Genomic DNA, 25,239 nt, shown 5'->3' with positions numbered 1-25,239 from the left:
ATGATTAAAATTTCAAGAAAAGAATATGCAACTATGTATGGCCCCACCAAAGGGGATGCCGTACGTCTAGGTGACACCTCACTATTTGCAGAAGTAGAACATGATTATGCCGTGCCGGGCGATGAATGTTTACATGGCGGTGGTAAAACGTTACGCGATGGCTTGGGATTAACACCTGGCTATGATAGTGCCGCAGGGTCCTTAGATATGTTGGTGAGTAACGCACTAATTATCGATCCGGTATTAGGCATTGTTAAAGCAGACATAGGAATTAAAGAAGGCAATATTGCAGGCGTAGGTAAAGCAGGCAACCCTGCCACGATGGATAATGTTGACCCTGATCTTGTTTGTGGCGCAGCGACTACGGTGCGTGATGCAGAAGGTCTCATTGCAACACCTGGCGGTATAGATGTGCATGTGCATTTTGATAGTGCACAATTATGCGAACACGCAATCGGTTCAGGCATTACCACTATGCTGGGCGGGTCATTGGGTCCAATAACCGTCGGCATTGATTGTGGTGGAGCATGGAATGTTGGCAAGATGTTACAAGCTTCTGAACAATGGCCAATAAATTTTGGATTCTTAGGTCGAGGCAATTCGTCTAAACCTAGATCCCTAATCGATCAGCTCGCAGGAGGCTGTTTAGGTTTAAAAATTCATGAAGACTGGGGTGCGATGCCCGCTGTGATTGACACCTGCCTTTCTGTCGCGGACGATTTAGATTTTCAAGTGCAACTTCATACCGACACACTTAATGAAAGTGGTTTTGTTGAAAATACATTAGCGGCCATTAATGGTCGCACTATTCATATGTATCACACTGAAGGTGCTGGCGGTGGGCACGCACCCGATATCATTCGAGTGGCCGGTGAATACAACTGCCTACCCTCCTCTACTAATCCAACTAATCCATACACAGTCAATACATTTGATGAACATTTAGACATGACTATGGTATGTCACCATTTGAATCCTGCTATACCTGAAGATGTTGCCTTTGCAGAAAGTCGAATACGTTCACAAACCATTGCGGCTGAAGATGTAATGCATGATCTGGGTGCCATTTCCATGCTGGGCTCTGATAGTCAAGGTATGGGACGTATTAACGAAGTTATTTGTCGAACGTGGCAATTAGCGAGCAAAATGAAAGACCAACGAGGACGACTCGCAGAAGAAACTACTAAAAATGGTGATAACGAAAGAATAAAACGTTATATCGCAAAATATACCATCAACGCTGCGCGAACATTTGGTATTGATCAACACATTGGTTCATTAGAGAAAGGAAAAATGGCTGATGTAGTGTTATGGAAACCTGCATTTTTTGGAATTAAACCAGAGTTAATTATAAAAGGTGGTTTCATAGTGTGGTCTGCTATGGGCGATAGTGCTGCATCACTTATGACTTGTGAACCCTTAGCGATGCGACCACAGTGGGGAGCCTTCGGTAATGCGAAACAACAACTAAGTGCAAACTTTGTCAATCAATCTGCTGTAGATGCCAATATTGGCGAAAAGTTACAACTTCAAAAAACCTGTCTTGGTGCACAAGGGACTCGAAAGCTCAATAAAGGCCATATGTTGCACAACGATAGTTGCCCTAAAGTTACGGTTAACCCAAATACATTCGATGTGTTTGTTGATGGTGATCTGGCTACTTGCGAACCCGCTGAAACATTACCATTAACACAACGATACATGCTTCGATGAATAAACAAGCTTCTCAAAACGGTCCCGCGCGAGTGGGCATTGGTGGGCCTGTAGGTTCTGGTAAAACAGCACTGATCGAACAATTAATTCCTTTTTTTATTAATCGTGGGAATGAAATTGCAATTGTAACCAATGATTTAGTTACACGCGAAGATGCTAAACGTTTACAACAATCTGGTTTACTTGCGCCTGAACGTGTGGTGGCTGTGGAGGCTGGTGCTTGCCCACACACTGTCATACGCGAAGACCCAACACTAAACATACAAGCTGCAAACTTATTAGATCAAAAGTTTGAAAACTTAGACATCATACTTATAGAAAGTGGTGGCGATAATCTTGCCTCTACTTTCTCTTTAGATCTTGTAGATTATTGGATGTTTGTTATTGACACTTCTGAAGGTGATGACATACCACGTAAACGTGGCCCAGGCATTGTGCAATCTGACTTACTCGTAATTAATAAGGTAGATATCGCAAAGTACGTAGGTGCAGATATTGATTTAATGGTTAAAGAAGGACAGGAAGTTAGAGGTGACAAACCTCTTGTACTCACTAACTGTAAAACAGGCCAAGGGATTGAAGATGTGGCAAACCACATTATCAATAACGTACTTTTTAAATAGTGTAGAAAATTAATGACAAATTTATCATTAGAATTTGCCAGAAATGCTGATGGGAAGACATTTCTTGAAAATCAATATGCATCCTATCCTTTTCATATATGTAGAACTCAATATCTTGAAAATGATCCGCCTGGGATGGCTAATATTTACATTCAATCAGCTTCTGGCGGGATATATGAAAATGAAAACTTAACCACCAATGTTATAGCGAACGCTGACTCATTTAGCCACGTTACTACACAAGCCTCCACCATCGTACATGGAATGACGAAAGGTGATGCGCACCAAACCGTCAATATTAACGCCACAGATAATTCATATACAGAATATGTATCCGATCCATTAATACTCTTTCCAACCTCTAAGCTGAGTTCAACAATCAATGTATTTGCAGACCAAACTAGTACCGCCATCATCGCAGATGCCTTTTTACTACATTTTCTAAATGGTGAAGATGACCTATTCAAGCAATTAAATAGTTATTTACAAATACATGATGAAAATAAGAAATTGTTGGCTAAGGATGTCTACATAATAAATCCTAAAAACTTTTTATCTGCTGGACGAGAATTTATCGGTATGGGAACCATCTCAATCATCAATCGTTCAATCAACACTGAGAATATATTGGAACAGTTGCAAGAAACGATTAAATCCAATAGCAACGTATATGGTGGAGCTACTCTCTTACCCAATAACTGTGGAATCATCATTAAGTTTTTAGCCCCTGATGGAGATTACTTAAAAAAGACAATCACTCAACTATGGATGGATATTAGAGAGTCTTTAATCGGCACTAAACCTAACATTCGAAGAAAATAAACATACGTTGTAAAATGACTCTATTATTTATACTTGCAATCACTATAGGCATTCGCCACGCATTTGAGCCTGATCATATGGCAGCAGTCCTCTCTGTCTCAACACAATCTAATTCTTTATCTGCAACTGCGAAGCAAGGTGCCATATGGGGCGTAGGCCACACCATTACTCTATTTATCTTCAGCATGATACTAATGGGTCTAAATATTGAAATAGATAGAAATATTTTTGTACTATTCGAATTTATTATAGGCTTAGTTTTAATTTGGATGGGGTTTGATGTTGTTAATAAATCAAAGGTGCTCCTTCACGATAGAGGAAGTAATCATATAGAATCAGAAATAACAGAAAATAATAATAAAACTAAATTATCCTTAAAATCACTTGGGATAGGCTTATTACATGGGGCAGCTGGATCTGGTGTCATCATAGCGCTGATAACAACGACTATTGATTCGATTTATTTGAAATTTGCATATATAGCGCTGTTTAGTTTTGGCCTTATTATTAGCATGTCATTACTCTCAATTCTTATGACGATGCCTATGCATCGGAACTTCAAAATTATTCCACTTCGGTACTTTAAAGTAATAACAGGTACACTAGCGATCTTAATTGGTATGAAAATACTTTATCAGTCAAGCGCTCAAATAAGCACACTACTAACATAGACTCGTCCTGCTTATTTTTAATTATAAATATTAACTAATTTTTCATATTAATAAAGTATGGATTTTAAAATATGTGAAGAAGTATCTGTGCTCGGAATACATGCTGCATTCCTTATTATCAAAGGCATAGATAACCATCACTATAACGATTCACTAAAACAAAATATTGAAGAATTTTATACTCAATATCTACAAAAGCACTCGATCGAAAGTCTTCAAATTGATGAAAACATTATTGGCTATCGAAACCTGCACAAAGACGTAAACATCACAGACAATACATTAATTGCATCTCCTGAAAGTCTAATTAAGATACTCTTCAAGCATAAGTCATTACGCCCAATCAATTTTATAGTAGACACGTACAATTATATTGCAATCAAAAACAAGGTATCCATTGGCGCTCATGACCTAAGCCATATAAATGGAAATGTAAGATTATGTTTCACTAAAGGAGATGAGTTATTCATTCCCCTAGGTAAGAAGAAACAACTAAGTGTTAATAGCGGAGAGTATTGTTATATAGACGATGATAACGAAATACTATGCAGACTAGATTGTAGACAATGTGATAAAACTAAAACCACTACAGATACAAAAGATTGCCTGTTCATAATTCAAGGGCATAAATATATTTCGGTTGATATAATTAAATCTACTGCTGAAGAAATACAGGAAATTTTCAGACCTTATATATCAGACGAGAAAGAAATTATATTAAGTATAATGTAATAAAATTATTTAAATAGATTTCCGAAATGCCACCATTGAAGAGCGGGAAAATCCGTGATCTTGATAAAAACGATGCGCCCCTTCATTATCAAAATCAGTTAGTAAAGTAATACGCTTACAACAATTTCGTTTAGCTAAATCAAGCGAGTATTTCATTAGCATTGAACCCACACCTTTCCCACGTGTCTTTGGAGTAACGACCATATCCTCAAGTATTGCAACTCGACTACCGAGCGCAGTCGATATGGTATACAAAATATTAACCATGCCAATGATTTTATCTGAGTCTATTGCAATTACTATTACACCGACATCTGAGTTAGAAATTATATTCTTTAAACCTTTGCCTTGAACCTCAGTATTTGGCTTAAATTCTTCTTCCTGTTCAAATAAATAATTTAATAGCTCACATAATTCAGGAATATCATCTAGCTTTGCTTCGCGTAACTGCATAACTCAAACTAATTTATATTCATTAGATACAATCATTAAGCAAGTCTAGTGTAATAGGTTAATATTTCTGAAAAAACGCCAGATGAATTAACTTTTATTAGCCCTGCACCCTTAATATTAGTGCCAGGAATTTCCCATGCACATGATGCCGTCGTTATGTCATTCTCTTCCGAAGTCAGCACTTCTGTAAGCTGCATAAATGGTTCGGGTAGATTACCGTTACAGAGTGTTTTTACCGTTTCTTTCATATCATTTAGATAATCAGAAAATTTATCTTTTGAGATTTTTCCAACATTGGGATCGTCCAAAATATAGTCATTGGTAATGGCTTGCAAAACTAATTCTGCATTTCCATTTGTCCAACCCTCAGCATATCGTCCCAAATGATTTAATGCGCTCATAAGGCATCTCCCTAGATTTAAGAAATTATTTATATAGTGTAATTAAAGCATTTAAACCTGCCAAATATATATCACTTATTGTCTTCTTGACTTCATCATTACTTGCACCTACTGCATTAAAGGTGGACTGCCAGATGACTTCAGCTTCGTTATCTGCAGCGCTTTTAACAGTTATTACTGCATGGTAATTTTCTAGCGGTAATGGTGATTCAAGTATTGAATACTGAAAAGACATTTCAGTTTCATCATATAACTCAAGTTTTTCCACAATATGCACATCATCCCCTAGTGCTAACACTCTAATGTCACCAGTATCTTTTCCTGTACCCAGTAATGTAGTTGCAAGTACAGCTGGATGCCATCTATCTAAAACCTGAAAACCACCAATAAGTGCCCAAACTGTTTTGGCAGGCGCATTTACAAGCACCCTCTCCTCCACCATTAGTTGATCAGCATAAAGATTCATTGAATATCCTAAGCTAACCAAAAGGAAACATAATGTAATCACTACATATTTAATTCTATTTTTTCTAACTTTGTATTGATGCTTCATATAAGACTCCAATAATTACTATTATTTATTTCTATTGAATAATAATTTGTAAGTAAAAACAATAAAAACACCCCACAAAAAGCTATTTAGTATAAATGGGATATATTGGCCCAACGAGCTTGCGCCTTCATAATTAGATTTTTCAAATAACGTTACAATAGGAAAAAATAATATTTCTACCACCCAGTAATTAATTTTTTCCATAAATGTTAGATCTTTTCCAGAATCAAAAACAGAAAATACGTGGCCAAAAGATCTAATTGATAACCAAATTCCTACAAAAAAATGCAGTATAGAGATCACGAATACCAAAATGATAGATTTCATTCTGCTGGATACACATCAAAGGCGATTCCAATTCTTTCTTCTGATCCTGTAAATGGAATAGTTCCATGAAAATAATAGGATGGAAAAAATAAAGCTGTTCCTTCTTCTGGCTTCATCGCAGTAACATAAGGCTCAAACTCATCAGGCACCAAATAATCAGGCCTACCAAACTCCAACCAACCTTCGCGCTTATCAGGAGAAACATTTACTGCAGAAGGAACGCTTACATAATAAACACCACTTAACCATGAATCTTCATGTATATGAGGCGGATGCTTACCATTTTCTTTTAAGATAGACGCAATTAATGTAAGACGATACTTTTTTGGCAAACGAGAGTAAAAAACATGCTCACTGTTATATACAAGATTATCTCGATATTTATCTATTGCAGATCGTAAAGTTTTCTCAAATGCCAGAATAGAATTTGAAGGATTTAATAAAATATCTTTTGTAACTGCGCCACCACTGGTCACGCGCTCTAATGGTTCCCACGTCAATGTCTCATGGTTTCGGACATCTTGCTCAAGGTGCTCATTAAATGACTGTAAGGATTCATATCCTTTTGGTACTGGAATATGGAATTTATGAATCATCTCATCAAAGTTGTATAATAAATTCCACTCCGAATGACGTTGAAGCTGTGAAAATGCTATAGCTTTGTACGCACTAGCATTTTGGCAATAAGGATCGATTGCTAGACAATTGTTTGCAGCTTCAAGCGCTTCGTTAGCTTCATTATTTGCTAAATGAGTGGCCGCAAGCTTGTAGCTTGCTTCTCGATTATTGGGATCTAACGATATAGCATTACTGTAAGCTGCACATGCTTCGGGCAATTTCCCTATTCCCTTTAATGAGCTGCCTAAGTTGGTATAAGCATTTGCATAATTACTCTTTAAATCAATCGCATGTTGAAAACATTGGCGTGCTTTATCAAATTCTCGCTGTTCAAGCAAGACAATACCTTGACTGTTATGCACTTCTGCATAATTAGGTGCAACTTGTGTTGCGTGTGTTAGAAGCTCAAGCGCTTTGCTGTATGAACCCAGTTGATATTTTGTGATTCCACCAAAATGTAGCGCATTGGGGTCATCAGGATTTGAACTGATTAATTTGTTGAATAATTTATCTGCTTGTTCGAGATTTCCTTGCTGAAGTTGCTGAACTGCATTCGAAATTAATTCATCGTGCGTAATTGGTAGTGCCACATTTTTCTTGCGGCTTTCTTTAGTAAGACGTCGTCGCTCTGCCCGGTTCACGGTATTTATATCCTCAAATTAATTCATCCACATTTACAACGTTTGCATATGCAAAGTCCAAGGCAGACATTGAAGCATTATGAACGTCAATAGCTGACACTTCTTTACCATGAAATTCTATATCACGAGTTGCGCATGCATCCTGAACAACAACACATTTAAATTCTAAATCTGCTGCTGCTCGAGCAGTAGCTTCAATACACATATGGCTCATCGCTCCACAAATTACTAAATCAGTGATGTTTTTTACCTTTAATTGATCAAGAAGATTTGTCTCGCGAAAACTATTTGGAAAGTGTTTAGAGATAACAGTCTCACTAGGCAATGGATCTACACTGCCATGTATTTCAGAGCCTTCGGTATTAGGTAATAAAAAACCTGCCTGGTTGTCTTGAAAAGTATGTTGGATATGAAAAGTTTGTAAATCTTGATCGCGAAATTTATCTAAAAGCAATCTTGCATTTGAACTAGCTATATCGATACCCACTAACTCCATATTTCCACCTGGAAAATAATCATTTTGTATATCAACAAGAAGTAAGGCTGGTTTCATAACTAATCTATATATTGAAGAACGTGTATTTTATGCCGAATTCCACATGACATCTAATAATAAATATCTATAATAGACGACACAATAACAAAAATCAGCACAGACGAATATTCATATATAACGTGCTATTTATGGAGGTAATTATGGCTGAAGAAACCAAAGCAAAACTCTTAAAAATATTTTTAATTATTACAGGTTTATTTTTCATATTTGGCGTTTTCGCCATGATGAACTATATCGCTCCCGAAAGCTGGGGTTGGGGACCAAGACAAAGCGAGTATGAGCAAATGATTGTTATCATTTACGCTACGCTCGGTGTGTTCTTGATACTTGCAGCCAAAGATCCAAGTGAACATCGCAGCTTATTATGGTTCACAGTTTGGTCCAGCATCACTCACGGTGGCGTCATGTTAATCCAAGCACTAGTTAGTGATGGCCATGAACATGCCAACTTGTTTGGTGATATCCCTGCACTATTTGCCGTCGCGATTGTTCTATGGTTTTTAATGCCTAAACGCACTTAAACTATAACTAACTGAATGCCTGCGTTTGATGATAAGCAGGCATTCAATGTATAATATTAATTATGAGACTATTAATAATATGCTTATTTGTAGTTATAACAGCACCTCTAGCGGCTATCACCTTAGCGCTAATTAAAATAGGCGCTGAAGAAATATTTCGCTATGCTGAACAAAAAAAGAATGGCATTGGAGCTTTATTGGTCCTATTAAGCTGGATTATATTATTACCCATAATGCTTTTATTAAGTCTTTTCGCAGGGCTATATAAGTATGTAACCTTTAAATCTCCAAAGTATCAAAACCATAAATCTAGATCTTGTTAGATTACGATTTTAAAATAACTCTTATCACGATTTAACTCTTATCAAAAAAACTTAGATAGTGAGATATTTTGAGTTAATCATTTTTGATTGCGATGGCGTATTGGTAGATAGCGAGCGAGTAACCTCAGAAGTTTTTTCTCAAGTACTAGAAGAAGAATGTGGGCTATCCTTAAGTTTAGATGAATTGATTGACACTTTTATGGGAATATCCTCGCAAAAGTGCTTAACAATAATTGAAGAAATGTTAGGGCATAAACCACCCATTGGTTTAGAAGCTCGTTATCAAAATGATATAAGCAAGGCTTTACAAAAATCTGTTACTGCTATTACTGGTGTTGAAAAATTATTAGCTGAACTGTCTATCCCATTTTGCGTAGCATCTGGTGGATCTCACGAAAAAATGCAGACCACTCTTGGTAAAACTAATTTACTTAAACATCTTGAAGGAAAGCTCTTTAGCACTGCCGACGTACTACGCGGAAAACCATATCCTGACGTATATTTACATGCGGCAGAAAACATGCAGTGTCAGGATCCTAGTCGTTGTCTTGTAATCGAAGATAGCCCACTGGGTGTTGAAGGAGGTGCAGCAGCAGGCATGACTGTATTTGGGTTTGCAGATCTAGTAAAAAAACAAAAACTAATCAATTCTGGTGCAGATCACATCATCACTGAAATGGAAAACTTAGTAAACGAAATAACTCTCTACGAAAACAGAACGTACTAAGATAATTCATATATCCTAAAGATCCACTGAAGTAAAATCATGCACACGAATTTTACTAGCTAATGGCTTAAGGACGGTTTTGACTGCATTTATATGTTCAGGATGAACTAAATACTGTTGCATAGAAGTATGATTTTCGAAAATCATATATAACGCCACATCAAAGCTATCATCAACAATCTTTCTCTCGCTTGAAATTGACTTCCCAACTCGCATTTCTAGAATACCAGGAATTTCGTTCAATTGTGATGAAGTCTCAATAATCCGTTGAATATGTCCTTGGTTTCCTGACTCCTTTAACCAAATTAGCACTATATGTACGACGGCACCTTCTTCATCTACCTGTTCTGTAACTGAAGTGCAGGCAGATAAAAACATACACAATGCAATCATGCTCATGCATATACGCATCACGAATCTAATTTCTTTGTAGTTATTATGGGCAGCCATATTGTTGCGATTACACCTGATTGATCTCTAGTATTTTCAATTGTGATATGACCCTGATGAAATTCAGCAATTAATCGCGCAATGTATAACCCTATTCCCAAATGAGCTTCACTTTGTCCAGATTCTTTTTTATAGCTTTGTTCACGCACAGAAACCATTGACTCAAATAACCTACCTTGCATCTCTTGTGATAATAAAGGCCCATTATTTATGATCGTAAGCTTTGCTTGCCCCATCTCTTTACTAAGCATTATCTTTATCGGTTCGCTTGTATTGCTAAATTCCACTGCATTAGCCACAACTTTATCAATTAATTGAGAAATATTTTCTGGCACACCATTAACTTGTAAATCTATTTTACAAATATCAGTTTCAAATAAATATTCATTATATGCAGCTCTATATCCTTCCGTGCACCCTTGTACTAATTTAGATAAATTAAATACTTCTTTTTCACTTAACTGCAATGAATGCTCTAGACGCGTGGCTTCACTCATATTAGTTAAAATAGCGTTCAGTCTTTTAATGCCTTCTTGCGCACGCTCCATATAGACCTTAGCTTCTGCATCATGTTCCAGCATTGCAAGATTGTCTAAAGAAGAACGCACTACTGTTACGGGTGTGCGAAATTCATGCGAAAGACGCGACGTCATATTTTCTAAATAACTATTGTACTGTCCCAGTCTACTAACAATACTTGAAAAACTTCTTGAAAGATCACCAATTTCATCATTCACACCCGAACCTTTAAAGACAGTATGAATGCGCCCTTGTTCATCAATGGCTTGTTCAGCTTGACTACGTAATTTTCGAATCCGATACGAAATTCTTGATGCAAACAAAAATAACGCGAGTGTACCTAACAGCATCACACCTAAAATTACACTAAATAATCTCTCCAATGCTTTGTTTCTGATCGTGCGAATTCCATTTGTCGTCTCTTCTGCAACCACCACACCTAAAACTTTTTCATCTACCCAAATTGGGTGCGCTGCTGATAGTACAACTGCTTTTTTATCGGGTGTTAGATACCAAGATGATTTAACTTCGCCAAGAATTGCATCATCAATCTGCGAACCTGCGAGCTCAGTAGCTTTTTCCAGTTCATCTACAAAGTCCTGCGGTGGACGAGTAAGTAATTTATAATATATAGGGTGCAGATATTTTTTCTCAGTACGTTGCCACCAAGATAATGAATCTCGCTTATAGACTTCATTATCATTCATAATGCCTGTAGCAGAACGAATATCACCCATTCTGGCTAAAACACGGCGATGAGCGTCTATCACCCAGATTCTTGAATTCGAACGCGCTAGTCCTTTCAGTATTTGTTCAATTTCTGGCGAAGGCACTAGTACAGTTCCCAATTGGTCAGCTTCTTGTGTGGCAGAAGTTCCTACAATATTGTCTATCTTTCGAGTACGACTACTATCGACGTCATAAATAGCAAACCCTAACTTGCTACCAATCATTTCAAGCGGAATACGTAGCTCAACATTATAGCCATTCGGTGTTTCTACCCAATTACCCTGAATCTTGCTTTCATGCCGTATTGGATAAACACTCCCAACCTCTGGTTTAGTTAAATAGGCATTAATCCAGCCAGGGTTTTCATTAGAGATGATATAACGCTGAAATTGATCTTCTTTATCTAAGAAAGCAACTTGAATATTATCATTGCGATGCACATTAAAATTATTCTCTTTTCTATAAACAATGTAATCATCAATGACTTCAAACATTACATATAGATATTCTTCATATTTAACCACCATATGGTTAAAACTAAGTGAGGATGGATTATATTTAGAATTACTTTCAAGTACATAATCATCCCCATAATAATGTGGTTGATACTGGAAATTTTCCCATTCTTGCAATTCACCATCTAATTGAATGGGATCTGAAACATCAATTGCATACAAATCTCTTCCTTTACTCACATCACTTAAAAAACTTGCTTGTGAGTTAAAAAGATTAGGACGTTCATGTAAAGCAGTTGCTGCAGCACTTACAGTACCCACTAAAGTTTGCTCTTGGCCTTTACGCAAATACTTTTCCATTTCCCAAACATACTTATAGCCCAACCATGGAATGGCGAATAAGAAACTAGATAAGAAAACTAACTTGAGACGCAAGCCTATTCTTGGCTTAAGAAATGACATATATAATTATTTTGAATCGCCAGAATTCCAACGATAACCCATACCATATACAGTATCGATACAGTCAAATTTAGTATCTATTTGAATAAATTTTTTACGGATACGCTTAATATGCGATGTGATGGTGCTGTCATCTACAACCATTTGAGATTCTTGCATCAGTTGTTGCCGATTTTTCACATGACCGATATATTTTGCAAGCGCATGCACCATCCAGAATTCAGTTACGGTTAAATCAACATTTTTCTCTTGCCACATGGCAGCCATACGTTGTGTATCCATACTAAGATCACCTTGCTGCAACACTGCTTCACCTGTAGTTGGTTCACCCATCGCATCTTGACGACGGAATAAAGCCGCAATGCGTGCAAGTAAATGTGGGAAGCTAATGTCTTTTGTTAAGTAGTCATCTGCTCCAATTCGCAAACCACTTACGGTATCCACATCACTATCCCGTGCAGTTAAAAATATGATGGGCAACGTTTCAGACATAGAACGCAACGAGCGACAAAGGGTAAATCCTCCATCCACCTCGTCTTGTAGACCAATATCGATAATAGCTAAATCGGGTAATCGTTGTTCAAACACCGACATAGCATCTTTCCGATTAGCAAAAGTTTGTACGCTATAGCCCTGTTTACGTAACACATCAGCATAATTCTCCCTTAGGGCAAACTCATCTTCAATCACAGCTACACGTCGACTCATAACAAATTCTTATTTATATACTGATAGACAAAACTATACGGATTAATTACTGCAAAACCAGTCACTTGGAAGAATTGCCTTATTCTTGCCACATTTAAACAGCAAAAGGCCTATTTTCTCACTCAAAAACGTCATAAGCGTTTTATTTAATACCCTCAACGTAACCACAAACCTGAAATATCTACAACATACTTAAATATGAGGAATATTATGAAACTTACCCTATCCATTGCTGCTTTAGTAATCTCTCTAACTGCAACACCCTTACTTGCAAGCTCACCTATTTCTAATATCGATAAGTCCAATACAGAAGCAGGCATTGGATTTGGCGCCGGCTCAGTAGTGGGTGGCTTAGTTGCTGGACCTATAGGCATTATTACCGGTGCTTTTATTGGCACTCTAATTGGTCAAAATGCTGTCAGTGAGGATAACGTCAAACAATTAGCTAGCTCAAACAACTTTCTTGAAAATAAACTAAACGAAACTTCCAATAAACTCCAAAGTCTAAAGGATGATAATTCAAGACAATCTCTCGTTCTCAACGATACTCACCGCACTATAGAAATATTACTTACACAGAACCAAGAACTGAAAAATCATGCACTAAATTTTGATGTTCAATTTCGCACCAACTCAATAGACATTGAAAAACAGTACCAGGTGTATTTAGTAGGCCTCGCGAATACGCTTAACAACACACCAAACTTAGAGATTGAAGTAGCTGGTTTTGCAGATCGAATGGGTGATGAAAATCATAATATGTTGTTATCAAATCAGCGTGCTAAACAGGTAAAAGAATTCCTAATCGAACATGGTATTCAAGAGGATCGCATCACCACACTAGCGCATGGAGAGACCCAACCATTACATCCAGAAAACAATCTGGAGAACAATTTCTTTGATCGGCGCGTTACAGTTTTCATCATGCCAACTGAAATTAGCTCAAATAATATTGCTGAAGAAATTGCAGCTGCAGAAGAAAAGTTATCCGTTGCCTTTAAGAAACAATAATTATTATTGAAGATAAGGATAATATTATGCGCCGATCATTGCAAAACGTAACGAATCTTAAATTCGTAAACCTGAAGACATCCTCTCCTCCATCTGGCAGCCTACGGGCTGCCTTTTTTTCGCTGCTATTCATTTTTATGATATTTAATTTTTATGAAACAAGCCTAGCAGATCATGATGGTCTTGAAGAGATCGTAACCATTAATGATACAGAGAGCGGCAGATTATTAATAGAAACTAACCATGCTGGGCAATACTACATTGCACCTACTGTAGATACGGATGTGCAAATGGATATTACGGGACTAATTGCGAGAGTTAACATTACGCAGCATTTCACTAACCCTTCAGCAGAATGGGTAAACGGTATTTATGTATTTCCTTTACCTGAAAACGCAGCCGTAGATCATATGAATATGATTATTGGTGAGCGTATCATTGCAGGTAAAATAAAAAAAAGAAAACAAGCAAAACAAATCTATGAGCTAGCTAAGCAACAAGGTAAAAAAGCCAGTTTAATTGAACAACAACGATCAAATATTTTTACAAACTCAGTTGCTAATATTGGGCCAAATGAAAAAATATCTATTTCTATTCAATATCAACAAACACTTAGTTATGACCAAGGTCAATTCTCTATTCGCTTTCCTATGGTGGTTGGCATTAGATATATCCCTGGCACACAAAAAGTAGCAGAATTTAATGGTTTGGGTTGGGCTATGAACACCGATCAAGTTCCTGATGCTAGCAGCATCACTCCTCCGGTTATAGACTCTGACCAAGGGCACAATAATCCTGTTTCCATCAACATCAACCTAGATGCAGGCTTTCCGATAGTAAATGTAGAAAGCCGTTACCACCCGATCAGCAAACAAATTAATGAAGCAAATCAATACCGCATTCAATTAATCAATCAAGCTACTCCTGCAAATCGTGACTTTGAACTGACCTGGCGACCGCAAACCACACATGAACCTCAAGCTGCGTTATTTACCCAAGATAAAGATAATGATCGATATGGACTATTGATGTTAATGCCACCCGAAGTAGATTGGAGTAAGCAGCAAACATTAGCCAAAGAAATGATTTATGTAATCGATACCTCTGGTTCAATGTCAGGCGAATCTATGCAACAAGCCAAACAAGCTTTGTTATTGGGTTTAAGCCAGCTAAAAAGCGAAGATTGGTTCAATATCATTCAATTCAACTCTTATACTGAAGCTTTTTCAGAACATGCTCTGCCTGCTAGAGAGAATAATATTGATCGCGCAAAAAAATACGTGAATTCGCTACTAGCAAATGGCGGCACTGAAATCGCACCAGCATTAAAAACCGCTCTCTCTAATGTCAAAAATAGTGAACGCATACGCCAAGTTATATTTTTAACTGATGGCAGTGTAGGCAACGAAAAGCAGTTGTTTAAAATCATTAAACGAAAACTAAATAACAATCGTTTATTCACGGTTGGTATTGGCTCTGCTCCTAATAGTTATTTTATGAGTGAAGCTGCATCTCTAGGTAGAGGCACCTTCACTTACATAGGAAAAATTGAAGAAGTGCAGGAAAAAATGACACAGTTGTTTCAAAAATTAAATCACCCTGTATTAAGTGATATAGAAATGATTTGGAAAGATGATAGTAATATAGACCATTGGCCTAACCCAATTCATGATTTATATATCGGCGAACCTCTTATTGTTAGCCTTAGGCTTCCTAAAGATCAGAAACAGCTAATTATCAAAGGACATACCAATCAAACCGATTGGTCAACCGATTTACCGATCACAGATGGTGGAAAAGAAACAGGTTTAAATGTTTTATGGGCGCGAAATAAAATTCAAAGTTTAAGTCAGAAGATTAGTCATGGAGCTAATGCAGAAGAAATCAAACAAGCGATTACTGCACTTGGGCTTGAGCACCATATAGTCACTAAACATACGAGCTTAGTCGCAGTGGATGTAACACCCACCAAACCAACTGACTTAGTAAGCAAAGACAAAGCTGTGCCAGTTAAAAAACCACATGGATGGAATATGAATATTCCAGGCAACATACCGCAAGGAGGTACTCCAGCACAAATGAATTTAATGCTAGGTATATTGCTGCTCATTACAGGTTTTATGTTACGAAGATATGTTATTAAGTAAGCATATATGGTTAAAAAAACTTACTGTAATAGCCATTATAGTTGCAGGGTGCTGGCAATTTGGATCTGGTAGTTACATTTATGCCAAAGCTCAACTTGCTCAATACTTATTAAACAATGCTTGGTCTAAGACTTTGCAAGGAGAATCTAAAGTTAAGCCATGGGAATGGGCTGACACCCATCCTATTGCAAAAATTACATTTAACAACGGAAAGGAAGACTACATCGTGCTTGCAGGTGGAACAGGTCGCACAATGGCGTTTGCTCCAGGACACGTTAGCGCAACACCACTACCAGGAAATGGAGGCAATAGTGTAATCGTTGGCCATCGAGATACCCACTTTACTGTGCTGAAATATTTGAAGCTTGGTGACGAAATCCGAGTGCAAACACCTAACAAAAAGATGAATTACAAAGTAGCTAATATATTCATTGTTGACCAAAGTCAGTCTGAAGTAATGCAGGATTTTGGCTTAGAACAACTTACATTAATAACTTGTTATCCTTTTGATGCTATTCATACAGGCGGACCTTTACGTTATGTAGTGCAAGCAGAACCTATTTAGCTCAGATCATCGAATAAATATATATTTTGAATAGCTATTAAGTTTCAGATTCTATGGTTTTCTTATGTCTGAATAATAGTTTTCCTACTGTCTGTGATTTTTCAGGACTAAATACCAAACCCATCCTATTTTCTACAATATCTATGAGCAGAGCAGTTAGCTCATTGGCAGATTTTGCATCTTGCAAACAATTTAGAACCTCTTCTACATAATTTCGATACTCCGTTCGTGCAAAAGGCTCACCCTTAAAACCAAAAGGATCCCATATATAAAATAACACTTCATCTACACGTCTTTCGAGCTCACTATTTTGAGTGTTACTCATATTTATTTAAGGTACATATCGACAATTGTCTTATTTGCAACCTCTGCAGAAAAGCCAATAGTTTCCGATAGTGTGGGATGTGGATGAATCAATTCTGCAATATCATTTACTGTAGCACCTACTTTTATAGCTAATGCCACTTCTGCAATCAATTCGCCAGCATTAGACCCCACTATTCCCGCACCGATAATTTTATTTGTTTTCGAATCATAAAATATTTTAGTCAACCCTTCTTTTCTACCAATACTTAAAGCCCTTCCACTAGCTGCCCAAGGAAAATAAGCAGTTTCATAATCGACATTTAATTGCTTAGCATTAGATTCAGTCATTCCCACCCATGAAATTTCAGGATCAGTATATGCCACTGAAGGTATTAAACTATCATTAAAATAACTGTCAATACCTGCAATAACTTCTGCAGCCACTTTTCCCTCATGTGATGCTTTATGTGCAAGCATCGGTTGCCCAACAACGTCACCAATAGCAAATATATTTTTTACATTTGTGCGCATTTTATTATCTGTTGGAATAAACCCTCGATCATTTACCTTAATGCCTGCTTTCTCTGCATCAATGCTATTTCCGTTGGGCTTTCTACCCACCGCAATCAGCACCTGATCAAAAACATCTTTTTTCTGTGCAATATCGCCTTCATATCTAACGTACATTCCATTCAGAGTAGACTCTATACTCGAAACCTTTGTTCCTAGGTAAATATTCTCATACATGTGCTGAATACGTTGTTGTAAAGGCTTTACTAAGTCAGGATCAGCACCAGGAATCAAAGAATCTGCAAATTCGACAATCGTAACTTTTGAACCAAGTTCGTGATATACCGTAGCCATCTCTAAACCAATAATTCCACCGCCCACTACTAGCAAACGATCTGGAATACTGTCTATTTCCAAAGCTTCAGTTGATGTTAGCACTCGAACATCTTCATGTGGAAAATCAGCTATCTTTATTGCTTCAGAACCCGCAGCAATGACAGCATTTTCAAAACTTATTTTGTATGATTTTCCATCTGGGGATTTTAGTTTCAACTGCGTTGATGATGCAAATGCAGCCTCACCGGTAACTATTTTTACATTGCGTTTTTTTGCTAAATTTTGCAGTCCACTTGTGAGTTGATTAACAACTTTATTTTTCCAGGACCGCATTGCAACGGTATCTATTTCAAGCCCAGAATATTTTATCCCTAAATCAGACATCTCTTTAGCTTCACTAATTACTTTTGCGGCATGCAACAAAGACTTTGAAGGGATACAGCCTACATTCAAACAAACACCACCTAGTGTTGCATGACGTTCGATTAATACCACCTCTTTACCAAGGTCTGCTGCTCGAAAAGCTGCAGAATATCCGCCAGGACCTGACCCTATAACTACTACTTGAGTGGATAAGTCTTTATCAATACCACCTAAAATAGGTGAAGTAACCTCTGAAGATACTGTGTCATCAGACTCTATTGTTATCAGCACTTGATCTTCTACTACTCGATCACCTACGGAAGCAATTACCTCTTTAACTACACCACTAACAAGTGCAGTAATATCTATAATTGTTTTTTCAGTTTCTATCGCAATTAAATTGTCGCCTTGTTTAACCTCATGGCCAGGTGAAACAAAAACTTCCGTTACAGGCACGTCACTTACACCTGACAAATCAGGCGTTTTAACTTCTATAATATTACCCATAGCTAGGACTGATTATTTTCGCTACTCTCGATTAAATCATTGACGATCGATGGATTCACCAATGTAGAAGTATCACCAAAATCAGAAAAATCTTTATTCGCAATTTTCCGAAGTATACGACGCATTATTTTACCACTGCGTGTTTTAGGCAACTCCGTTGCACAGTGAATAACATCCGGTTTTGCTACTGCACTAATCTGATCACGAACCACCTGTCTTAATTCACTGTGTAAATCTTCGCTCGACTGTACATCTTGATTCATAGCAACAAATGCGCAAATTCCTTGCCCTTTTATAGGATGCGGGAACCCAACCACTGCCGCTTCTGCAACATCGTTATGCTGTATTAATGCACTTTCAATTTCAGTAGCCCCAAAAAGATGTCCCGAAACATTTAAGGTGTCATCTGCACGACCCGTGACGCGAACGGTTCCATCTTCTGCAATTAATGCACGATCACTTGGATAGTAGTAACCACCTTTATCACTGCTCGTAAAATAGGTTTCTTCGAACCTTTTTTGATCACCATATAGTCAACATTTGACCAGGCCACGGCCGTTTTATCACCAAGTTACCTGATCTCTCAGTGGTTAATTGTTCTTTATCATCTACTAAAGATGGCTCTATTCCCAGAAAGGGTCGCGCATCAGTACCGCATTGATCAGTAACCTCATCTGGTAATTGAGAAATTAATACACCTCCAGTTTCTGTTTGCCACCATGTATCGATTATTGGGCATTGCTTTTTGCCAATTTTTTCAAAATACCAATTCCAAGTTTCAACATCGATTGGTTCACCAACGGTTCCCAATAAACGTAAACTTTTAAGTGAATAATTATTTACAGGTTCATTACCAAATGCAGTTAAGGTCCGAAGTATGGTTGGGGCAGTATAAAAAGTGTTAACTTTGTATTTATCTATGATCTGCCAGTATCGGCTTGCATCTGGATAGGTTGGCACTCCTTCAAACATTAATGTAGTAGCACCATTCGATAATGGCCCATATAGAACATATGAATGGCCAGTCACCCAACCCAAATCTGCAGTACACCAATAGATATCATTATTCTGATGATCGAATACAAAGTTATGCGTCATACAGACATGCAATAAATATCCTGCAGAGCCATGCAAAATTCCTTTTGGTTTACCTGTCGATCCAGATGTATAAAGAATAAATAGTGGATCGCTAGAATGCATTTCCTCTACTGGGCAATTCTTAGAGACTTGTGTTATTTCATCGTGATACCAAACATCACGGTTATCTAGCATTTGTATTTCACTATCTGTACGCTTAACTACAATTACAGAATTAACTTCAGGACAATCGTCTAGCGCTTGATCAACAATTTTTTTGATAGGTACAGTCTTACCACCACGCAAACCTTCGTTTGCAGTGATTACTATTTTACATTCTGCATCTTGAATTCTGTCACTGAGTGATTTTGCGGAAAATCCACCGAATACTACTGAATGCACTGCGCCTATTCTTGCACAAGCCAGCATAGCTACTGCCGTCTCCACAATCAGTGGCATATATATACATACCCGATCACCTTTTTTTACATTTTTATTTTTCAGTACATTGGAGAATTTGCATACTTCTTCATGTAATTGCTTGTATGTAACTTTTTTAGATTCGCTCGAATCATCACTCTCCCAGATAATTGCGACCTTATCGCCTTGTTTTTCTAGATGACGATCAACACAGTTATAAGCAACATTGATCTTGCCTTCATTGAACCATTTAGCATGCACTCTGTTGGCATCTTGCTCCATAACATTAGTCCAAGGCGCTATCCAATCTAAAAAGTATTTAGCTTGTGCACCCCAAAATTCTTCAGTATTTTTTAACGACCACTGATACAGCGCATCATAGTTAGACTTTGAAAATAATGTGCTCATAGCTACTCTTATTAATTAAATTATTTTTATTTTTTTCGGAATATTTTTAATAACTTCGATAGTAGAGACACTTTTGATGTTAACTTAAGTACTTCATCATTAATCAGAGCTGTGCCTTCGACTTTTACTGGTCTGATTAGCATATCCATCACTGGGCATTGTTTTTCAACATCCTCTATCAAATCTCGGAGAATTTCTGTCGATTCAGAACTTACAATTTTTGTTTCATAGCTAATGTTAGAGAACCCTGGGTAAACAGTTTTTTGCTCTTCTTTTATTCCTAATAAACCTCTAACATTTAAATGAGCCTTTAAGGTCACCTCGCACTCTTCTAACTCTATTCCTCTAGTAGCAGCTAAAGCGGAAAACATGATAATTTGACATGACCCTAAAGCGGCAAGAACCAATTCGACTGGACTGGCACTTAAATCATCACCGCCGAATGCAGGAGGCTCATCTACCAACAACTTATGTGCCCGCCGTATCTGATTTTTACAAAGCGTTCCGCCTTCCCATCTAGTATTTACGTAATACTTAAAATTTCCATACTCTGAGTCTTCATTCGCACTATCAATTATTTTACCGACAGCTACCTTTACCGTTTCCAAACTATTAATATTTTCTTCGCTCATACTTTATTATTTTCTTCACTCATATTTTATTATTTTATTTATTGAATACTTAGAAACGCAAAAACAATCAATATAAATTGATTAATGTACTTGACTGACAACTAAACGATTAATTATTGCAGGGAAGACTCAATTATTATTTATGCAACCTTATCTTGCAAACTCAACTCTTGATTATTAACAATTGTTGAGCTATTAATAGTTACTTTTCTTGTTAACATATCTAATACTGGGCACTGTTTTTCTACAGTATTAATTAAACTTTCAAGCTGCTCACTTGAAGCATTGCTCTTTAACTTTGTTATATAATCTATACTTGTAAATCCAGGAAATGAATCTTCATCTCCTTTAACCCCTAGCATTCCCCTAACATCCAGTTCAGCAGTAAGTTTTACTTCACATTCTTCAAGCTCTATATTCATTCGAGTTGCCGTTACGGAATACATGATTTCTTGACATGTACCCAATGCAACAAGGATTAATTCAACTGGGCTCACCCCTAAATCACAACCGCCTAAGATAGGCTTTTCATCAATTACCAGGTTATGCTCATTGCGTACTCTTGCATTACATAACACACCACCTTCCCAATGCGTATCTACGGTGTAGTGAAACTTGCCAAAATTTGAGTTTTTTGATGTTCTACTTATAAGATTCTGTACAGAGTCTTTTACCCCGGTCAGATCTTTAATATTTTCTTGGCTCACATTGCTTGCCTCTAATAAAATTTGGCTAAGTTACTGAATATACTTGCAATTTATAGGCCAAATTAGACATAGAAGATAAGCTGCTGATTAGCATTAAATTTAACTTGAGAACGCTCCATCGCTATTAGCAATGTTTCAAATTCACCATTCAACTAAGTGCAATACGAAACAGGTTAATACTCCAGTCATAGCTATCTACTTCTATTAATAACCTATTGATGGAGTAATTTAAAAATAATTTGTGTCTTTTAATACTTCTCTAATGTCTTGATTAGTATTCAAACTATTAACTAGATAATTATGCATCACTTCCATACACATCTAACATTCTGAATTGATATTTATCCAATTTTTTATCGTAAAAGTACCAATCTAATGCTTTATTCATGATTGAATAGGATAAAAATTCCCAGGGAATATCTTCTTTTTGGAAATATCTAGTCTCAGAGCTTTCTTCTGTCGTGCTCGCACAATCGTTCATAGCGGTACCACGAAAAATAAAATAAACTTGATTGATATCTGGGCAAGAGAATACAGCGAAAAGGCTCATCTTTTTTACAGAAACTTTCGTTTCTTCTTCCGTCTCACGAATTGCGGCCTCTAGTACAGTCTCATCATTTTCCATATATCCTGATGGCAATGTCCAGAAACCTATACGCGGTTCTGTTGCTCGTTTGCACAGAAGAATTTTGTCATTACAATCAACTATACTGCCTACTAGTACTTTTGGGTTTTGATAATGTATTAAATTACATGCATCGCATACACTTCGCTCTATCAAATCTCCATCAGGCACCAACCGTACAAGCTTTTCACCGCAATTACTGCAAAAGTTTAATTCAGGTGTTAAATATGTAGATATTACTTACTCCTTTTTTCAATTCATAAATAATTTTTAACTACTTTCAATCTTAATCGTCATACAAATTTGTGTACGTGTCCATGCCAACACCACCATTGAATTTTGGAAAAGCTGCTGTAACATTAGTAACGTGCTTATTTGACATCGAATTCCACATTTCTTCTGCTTGCTCCATCTCAAGAACTTGCATCTCTTCGTTATCATCGTTTTGTAAAAAATAATTAGAATTTAACGCTCTAAATAGGAACTTATTACTACTCGTATCATATGCCAACAATGTTGATGTATCGGTTCTATAAGTTTCTTCATCTACCACTTGTTGTAATATTTTATATTTAGGGCTTTCTGACATTAGCTCTCTCCTAGATTATTTTATAAAGTTACTTGAATTAAGATTAACTAGCTTTTTTTAACAATGGCTTTCTGCCTATTGTAGGTCCTCTTGCACCAATTAGGCTGGATTTATCTTCGGGCAAAATTCTTACGAAATTAACAATAGATTCTGCAAGTTGCTTTAAACGATCAATAACGTCCTGACTTACCAAATCTCTGTTTGAGTAGTGATCATTATTCGCATAGACACTACCCGGAATGGCGTGAGCTAGAAAAAACCCTAGCAAAGGTTTTAACTCATGCTCTAATGCTAAATAGTGATGATCACTTCCACCTGTAGCAATTAACCCCACTGGTTTACCCATCAGAGCATCGTTAGGGATCAGGTCGAATACATTTTTTAATAATCCAGTATAAGTCCCTCGATACATAGGCGTTCCAAATATTAATGCATCAGCATCAATAATTTTATCTATAATTAATTTGGAATCACCTTCATATTTTGCTGGGTCTCTACCATCACAAAACTGAACGTCAAGCTCACCAATACTCAATACTTCAATATCTATTGAATTGTCATATTGATATGCGAAATCAAGTGCTTTTTCGATCGCTACAAATGTCTTTTGACTTACACCTCCAGATATTCCTAGTAATTTCATAACAACTACCTCCTGAATATAACTCGAAAACGACCAGAGAAAAGGAACTTAAATTACTTCCCTTTCTCTACGCTTCACATTCTAAGCTTTTTTTGTAAATTAAAAATTACATTTATTAAATAATCTAACGTTATCTTTACTTACTATTAAGCTGATTTCTTTTTGCCAATTGACTTGCCTTTACGAAGGTCTTCTTCTTTCTCGCGCACTAACGGTATAACTTTTTCACCAAAAGCTTTTAAGTCAGTGTTGTAGTGCAAGAATCCACAAAGAATTACTTTCATACCAAGCTGTCTAAGCTCAATAATACGATCTGCAACAGTTTCTGGTGTTCCTATTAAACCAGTCTTAAACCCATCGTTATATTGAACTAAATCTTCAAATGATGAATTAGCCCACATGCCTTCACCCTCTGCAGAGGATCGGCCTGCATTCTTAACCGCTTCACCGAAACCTTTAACCGCTTCGACATCTGCATTGGTGATAATATCACGCAAGGTATCAGTGGCTTCTTGCATGGTATCGCGAACAATACAGAAACCATTCGCACCAAATTGAAGTTCACTTGGATCTCTACCACTTTCTACAGCAGATGCATGTGAGTCATCCATGATTTCCTTAAAGCCTTTATTAGTGTTGCCATTCATAAACAACACATCGGTTACTCTACCTGCTAAACGCCTAGCATCTTTAGAGTTTCCGCCCTGGAATACCGTTACTCTATGCAGTGGCTTAGGTAGCATCGGTGCACCATTTATTTGGTAAAAGTCTCCATACATCGTATATTCTTCTTCAGTCCACATACCTTTCATAATGCGAATGAATTCTTCTGATCTACGATAACGCTCCGTATGCTCAAGCCATGGTAATCCGTAACCAGTGAACTCACCTTTAAACCAACCGCTGACTATATTGATCGAAGTTCTACCTTGACTACATACATCTAACGAAGCTTGCATCTTTGCAACAATTGCAGGATGCCAAAGACCTGGATGTACAGCAGTAATCACTTCAATTGTTTTTGTGTGTTGCAAAATAACATTTGCAATGGTAAATGCCTCATGTTGATGGTCAGCGCCATAGCTAGCAAACCAACGGGTTTGTGCAAGCGCCGTTGCAAAACCTACTTCTTCAGCATCTTGTGCATATTTAATATTTGCTTCCGGAGTCCAATCTGTATCCATTGGTAAAGTTGTTATCACCAAACCCCCAGAAATATTGGGCACCCAATACGCAAATTCGATTTGATCCGATTCCATCCATGCGGATGGTTTCATTGGATTCTCCGAATTTTTTAATAATTTAGGATATGTTGCCATTTTTAATAACCTCAGTTCTCTTATTTAATTAAATATTTATCATTTATCTCTCGCCTAACTTTCGAAAATT

26 protein-coding genes and 1 pseudogene are annotated in these 25,239 nt (G+C 37.1%); 10 read left to right on the top strand and 17 right to left on the bottom strand.

Annotated features, from left to right (window positions below):
* From ureC to GKR92_01560, 5 genes are read left to right on the top strand one after another with little or no spacing between them, the layout of a single operon-like run.
* Window positions 1–1,713 (top strand): urease subunit alpha, encoded by a 1,713-nt coding sequence (gene ureC, locus GKR92_01580; protein QMU60457.1) that lies wholly within the window; start codon window positions 1–3, stop codon window positions 1,711–1,713.
* The gene (gene ureG / locus GKR92_01575) at window positions 1,710–2,336 is read left to right on the top strand and encodes an urease accessory protein UreG (protein QMU60456.1); all 627 of its coding nucleotides are present in this window, start codon (window positions 1,710–1,712) and stop codon (window positions 2,334–2,336) included. The genes ureC and ureG overlap by 4 nt, the downstream gene beginning before the upstream one ends.
* A 12-nt stretch (window positions 2,337–2,348) precedes the next feature.
* Window positions 2,349–3,158, top strand: coding sequence for a hypothetical protein (locus tag GKR92_01570; GenBank protein QMU60455.1), 810 nt, complete (start codon window positions 2,349–2,351; stop codon window positions 3,156–3,158).
* A gap of 14 nt (window positions 3,159–3,172) precedes the next feature.
* Entirely contained in the window at window positions 3,173–3,829 is a 657-nt protein-coding gene (locus tag GKR92_01565; GenBank protein QMU60454.1) for a hypothetical protein, read from the top strand.
* A 57-nt stretch (window positions 3,830–3,886) separates the two neighbouring features.
* Window positions 3,887–4,561: a hypothetical protein gene (locus GKR92_01560; protein QMU60453.1), complete on the top strand. Its 675-nt coding sequence runs from the start codon at window positions 3,887–3,889 to the stop codon at window positions 4,559–4,561.
* Window positions 4,562–4,570: 9 nt separating this feature from the next.
* Here GKR92_01560 and GKR92_01555 read toward each other — a convergent pair whose 3' ends face one another.
* The 5 genes from GKR92_01555 to GKR92_01535 form a co-directional block, all read right to left on the bottom strand.
* Window positions 4,571–5,014: a GNAT family N-acetyltransferase gene (locus GKR92_01555; GenBank protein QMU60452.1), complete on the bottom strand. Its 444-nt coding sequence runs from the start codon at window positions 5,012–5,014 to the stop codon at window positions 4,571–4,573.
* Window positions 5,015–5,049: 35 nt separating this feature from the next.
* Entirely contained in the window at window positions 5,050–5,415 is a 366-nt protein-coding gene (locus tag GKR92_01550) for a hypothetical protein (protein ID QMU60451.1), read from the bottom strand.
* 25 nt (window positions 5,416–5,440) lie between these two features.
* Window positions 5,441–5,968, bottom strand: a complete 528-nt coding sequence (locus GKR92_01545) for an SRPBCC family protein (GenBank protein ID QMU60450.1) — start codon at window positions 5,966–5,968, stop codon at window positions 5,441–5,443.
* Window positions 5,969–6,291: 323 nt separating this feature from the next.
* Complete coding sequence (locus GKR92_01540) at window positions 6,292–7,554, bottom strand: tetratricopeptide repeat protein (protein QMU60449.1); 1,263 nt, start codon at window positions 7,552–7,554, stop codon at window positions 6,292–6,294.
* Between the two features lie 13 nt (window positions 7,555–7,567).
* Window positions 7,568–8,107, bottom strand: a complete 540-nt coding sequence (locus GKR92_01535) for an isochorismatase family protein (GenBank protein ID QMU60448.1) — start codon at window positions 8,105–8,107, stop codon at window positions 7,568–7,570.
* 143 nt (window positions 8,108–8,250) lie between these two features.
* On the opposite strand from GKR92_01535, the gene GKR92_01530 reads away from it, so the two are divergent.
* Window positions 8,251–8,631, top strand: a complete 381-nt coding sequence (locus GKR92_01530) for a hypothetical protein (protein QMU60447.1) — start codon at window positions 8,251–8,253, stop codon at window positions 8,629–8,631.
* Window positions 8,632–9,009: 378 nt separating this feature from the next.
* Window positions 9,010–9,681 (top strand): HAD-IA family hydrolase, encoded by a 672-nt coding sequence (locus tag GKR92_01525; GenBank protein QMU60446.1) that lies wholly within the window; start codon window positions 9,010–9,012, stop codon window positions 9,679–9,681.
* Between the two features lie 15 nt (window positions 9,682–9,696).
* On the opposite strand, the gene GKR92_01520 is transcribed toward GKR92_01525, so the two are convergent.
* From GKR92_01520 to pdsR, 3 genes are read right to left on the bottom strand one after another with little or no spacing between them, the layout of a single operon-like run.
* Window positions 9,697–10,131 (bottom strand): hypothetical protein, encoded by a 435-nt coding sequence (locus GKR92_01520; protein ID QMU60445.1) that lies wholly within the window; start codon window positions 10,129–10,131, stop codon window positions 9,697–9,699.
* Window positions 10,092–12,296, bottom strand: a complete 2,205-nt coding sequence (gene pdsS / locus GKR92_01515; protein QMU60444.1) for a proteobacterial dedicated sortase system histidine kinase — start codon at window positions 12,294–12,296, stop codon at window positions 10,092–10,094. The genes GKR92_01520 and pdsS overlap by 40 nt, the downstream gene beginning before the upstream one ends.
* A gap of 6 nt (window positions 12,297–12,302) precedes the next feature.
* A complete protein-coding gene (gene pdsR, locus GKR92_01510; protein ID QMU60443.1) occupies window positions 12,303–13,004 on the bottom strand; it encodes a proteobacterial dedicated sortase system response regulator in 702 nt (233 codons plus the stop codon).
* Between the two features lie 198 nt (window positions 13,005–13,202).
* Between pdsR and pdsO the strand changes: the two genes are divergently transcribed.
* From pdsO to GKR92_01495, 3 genes are read left to right on the top strand one after another with little or no spacing between them, the layout of a single operon-like run.
* Window positions 13,203–14,015 carry a sortase-associated OmpA-like protein PdsO gene (gene pdsO / locus GKR92_01505; protein QMU60442.1) on the top strand — a complete coding sequence of 271 codons (813 nt, stop codon included), beginning with the start codon at window positions 13,203–13,205 and terminating at the stop codon, window positions 14,013–14,015.
* Between the two features lie 26 nt (window positions 14,016–14,041).
* On the top strand, window positions 14,042–16,162 hold the full coding sequence (locus GKR92_01500; GenBank protein QMU60441.1) for a marine proteobacterial sortase target protein: 2,121 nt from the start codon (window positions 14,042–14,044) through the stop codon (window positions 16,160–16,162).
* Entirely contained in the window at window positions 16,149–16,727 is a 579-nt protein-coding gene (locus tag GKR92_01495; GenBank protein ID QMU60440.1) for a class GN sortase, read from the top strand. Before GKR92_01500 ends, GKR92_01495 begins: the two co-directional genes overlap by 14 nt.
* 37 nt (window positions 16,728–16,764) lie before the next feature.
* On the opposite strand, the gene GKR92_01490 is transcribed toward GKR92_01495, so the two are convergent.
* The 9 genes and pseudogenes from GKR92_01490 to sfnG all read right to left on the bottom strand — a co-directional run bounded on the left by GKR92_01490 (window position 16,765) and on the right by sfnG (window position 25,169).
* A complete protein-coding gene (locus GKR92_01490; protein ID QMU60439.1) occupies window positions 16,765–17,052 on the bottom strand; it encodes a hypothetical protein in 288 nt (95 codons plus the stop codon).
* Between the two features lie 2 nt (window positions 17,053–17,054).
* Complete coding sequence (gene lpdA / locus GKR92_01485; GenBank protein ID QMU60438.1) at window positions 17,055–18,749, bottom strand: dihydrolipoyl dehydrogenase; 1,695 nt, start codon at window positions 18,747–18,749, stop codon at window positions 17,055–17,057.
* A 2-nt stretch (window positions 18,750–18,751) separates the two neighbouring features.
* Window positions 18,752–20,654: pseudogene (gene acs / locus GKR92_01480) on the bottom strand (acetate--CoA ligase).
* Between the two features lie 26 nt (window positions 20,655–20,680).
* The gene (locus GKR92_01475) at window positions 20,681–21,286 is read right to left on the bottom strand and encodes an OsmC family peroxiredoxin (protein QMU60437.1); all 606 of its coding nucleotides are present in this window, start codon (window positions 21,284–21,286) and stop codon (window positions 20,681–20,683) included.
* Window positions 21,287–21,426: 140 nt separating this feature from the next.
* The gene (locus GKR92_01470; protein ID QMU60436.1) at window positions 21,427–22,014 is read right to left on the bottom strand and encodes an OsmC family peroxiredoxin; all 588 of its coding nucleotides are present in this window, start codon (window positions 22,012–22,014) and stop codon (window positions 21,427–21,429) included.
* A 277-nt stretch (window positions 22,015–22,291) separates the two neighbouring features.
* Window positions 22,292–22,792, bottom strand: a complete 501-nt coding sequence (locus GKR92_01465; protein QMU62679.1) for an NUDIX domain-containing protein — start codon at window positions 22,790–22,792, stop codon at window positions 22,292–22,294.
* A 112-nt stretch (window positions 22,793–22,904) separates the two neighbouring features.
* Entirely contained in the window at window positions 22,905–23,207 is a 303-nt protein-coding gene (locus tag GKR92_01460; protein ID QMU60435.1) for a hypothetical protein, read from the bottom strand.
* 43 nt (window positions 23,208–23,250) lie between these two features.
* Window positions 23,251–23,850, bottom strand: a complete 600-nt coding sequence (locus tag GKR92_01455; protein ID QMU60434.1) for an NAD(P)H-dependent oxidoreductase — start codon at window positions 23,848–23,850, stop codon at window positions 23,251–23,253.
* 146 nt (window positions 23,851–23,996) lie between these two features.
* Window positions 23,997–25,169 carry a dimethyl sulfone monooxygenase SfnG gene (gene sfnG / locus GKR92_01450; GenBank protein QMU60433.1) on the bottom strand — a complete coding sequence of 391 codons (1,173 nt, stop codon included), beginning with the start codon at window positions 25,167–25,169 and terminating at the stop codon, window positions 23,997–23,999.
* Between the last annotated feature and the right edge of the window lie 70 nt (window positions 25,170–25,239).

The organism is Gammaproteobacteria bacterium, assembly GCA_014075255.1.
Classification (GTDB): Bacteria; Pseudomonadota; Gammaproteobacteria; order UBA4575; family UBA4575; genus JABDMD01.
This window is presented reverse-complemented; position numbering and strand designations above follow the sequence as displayed.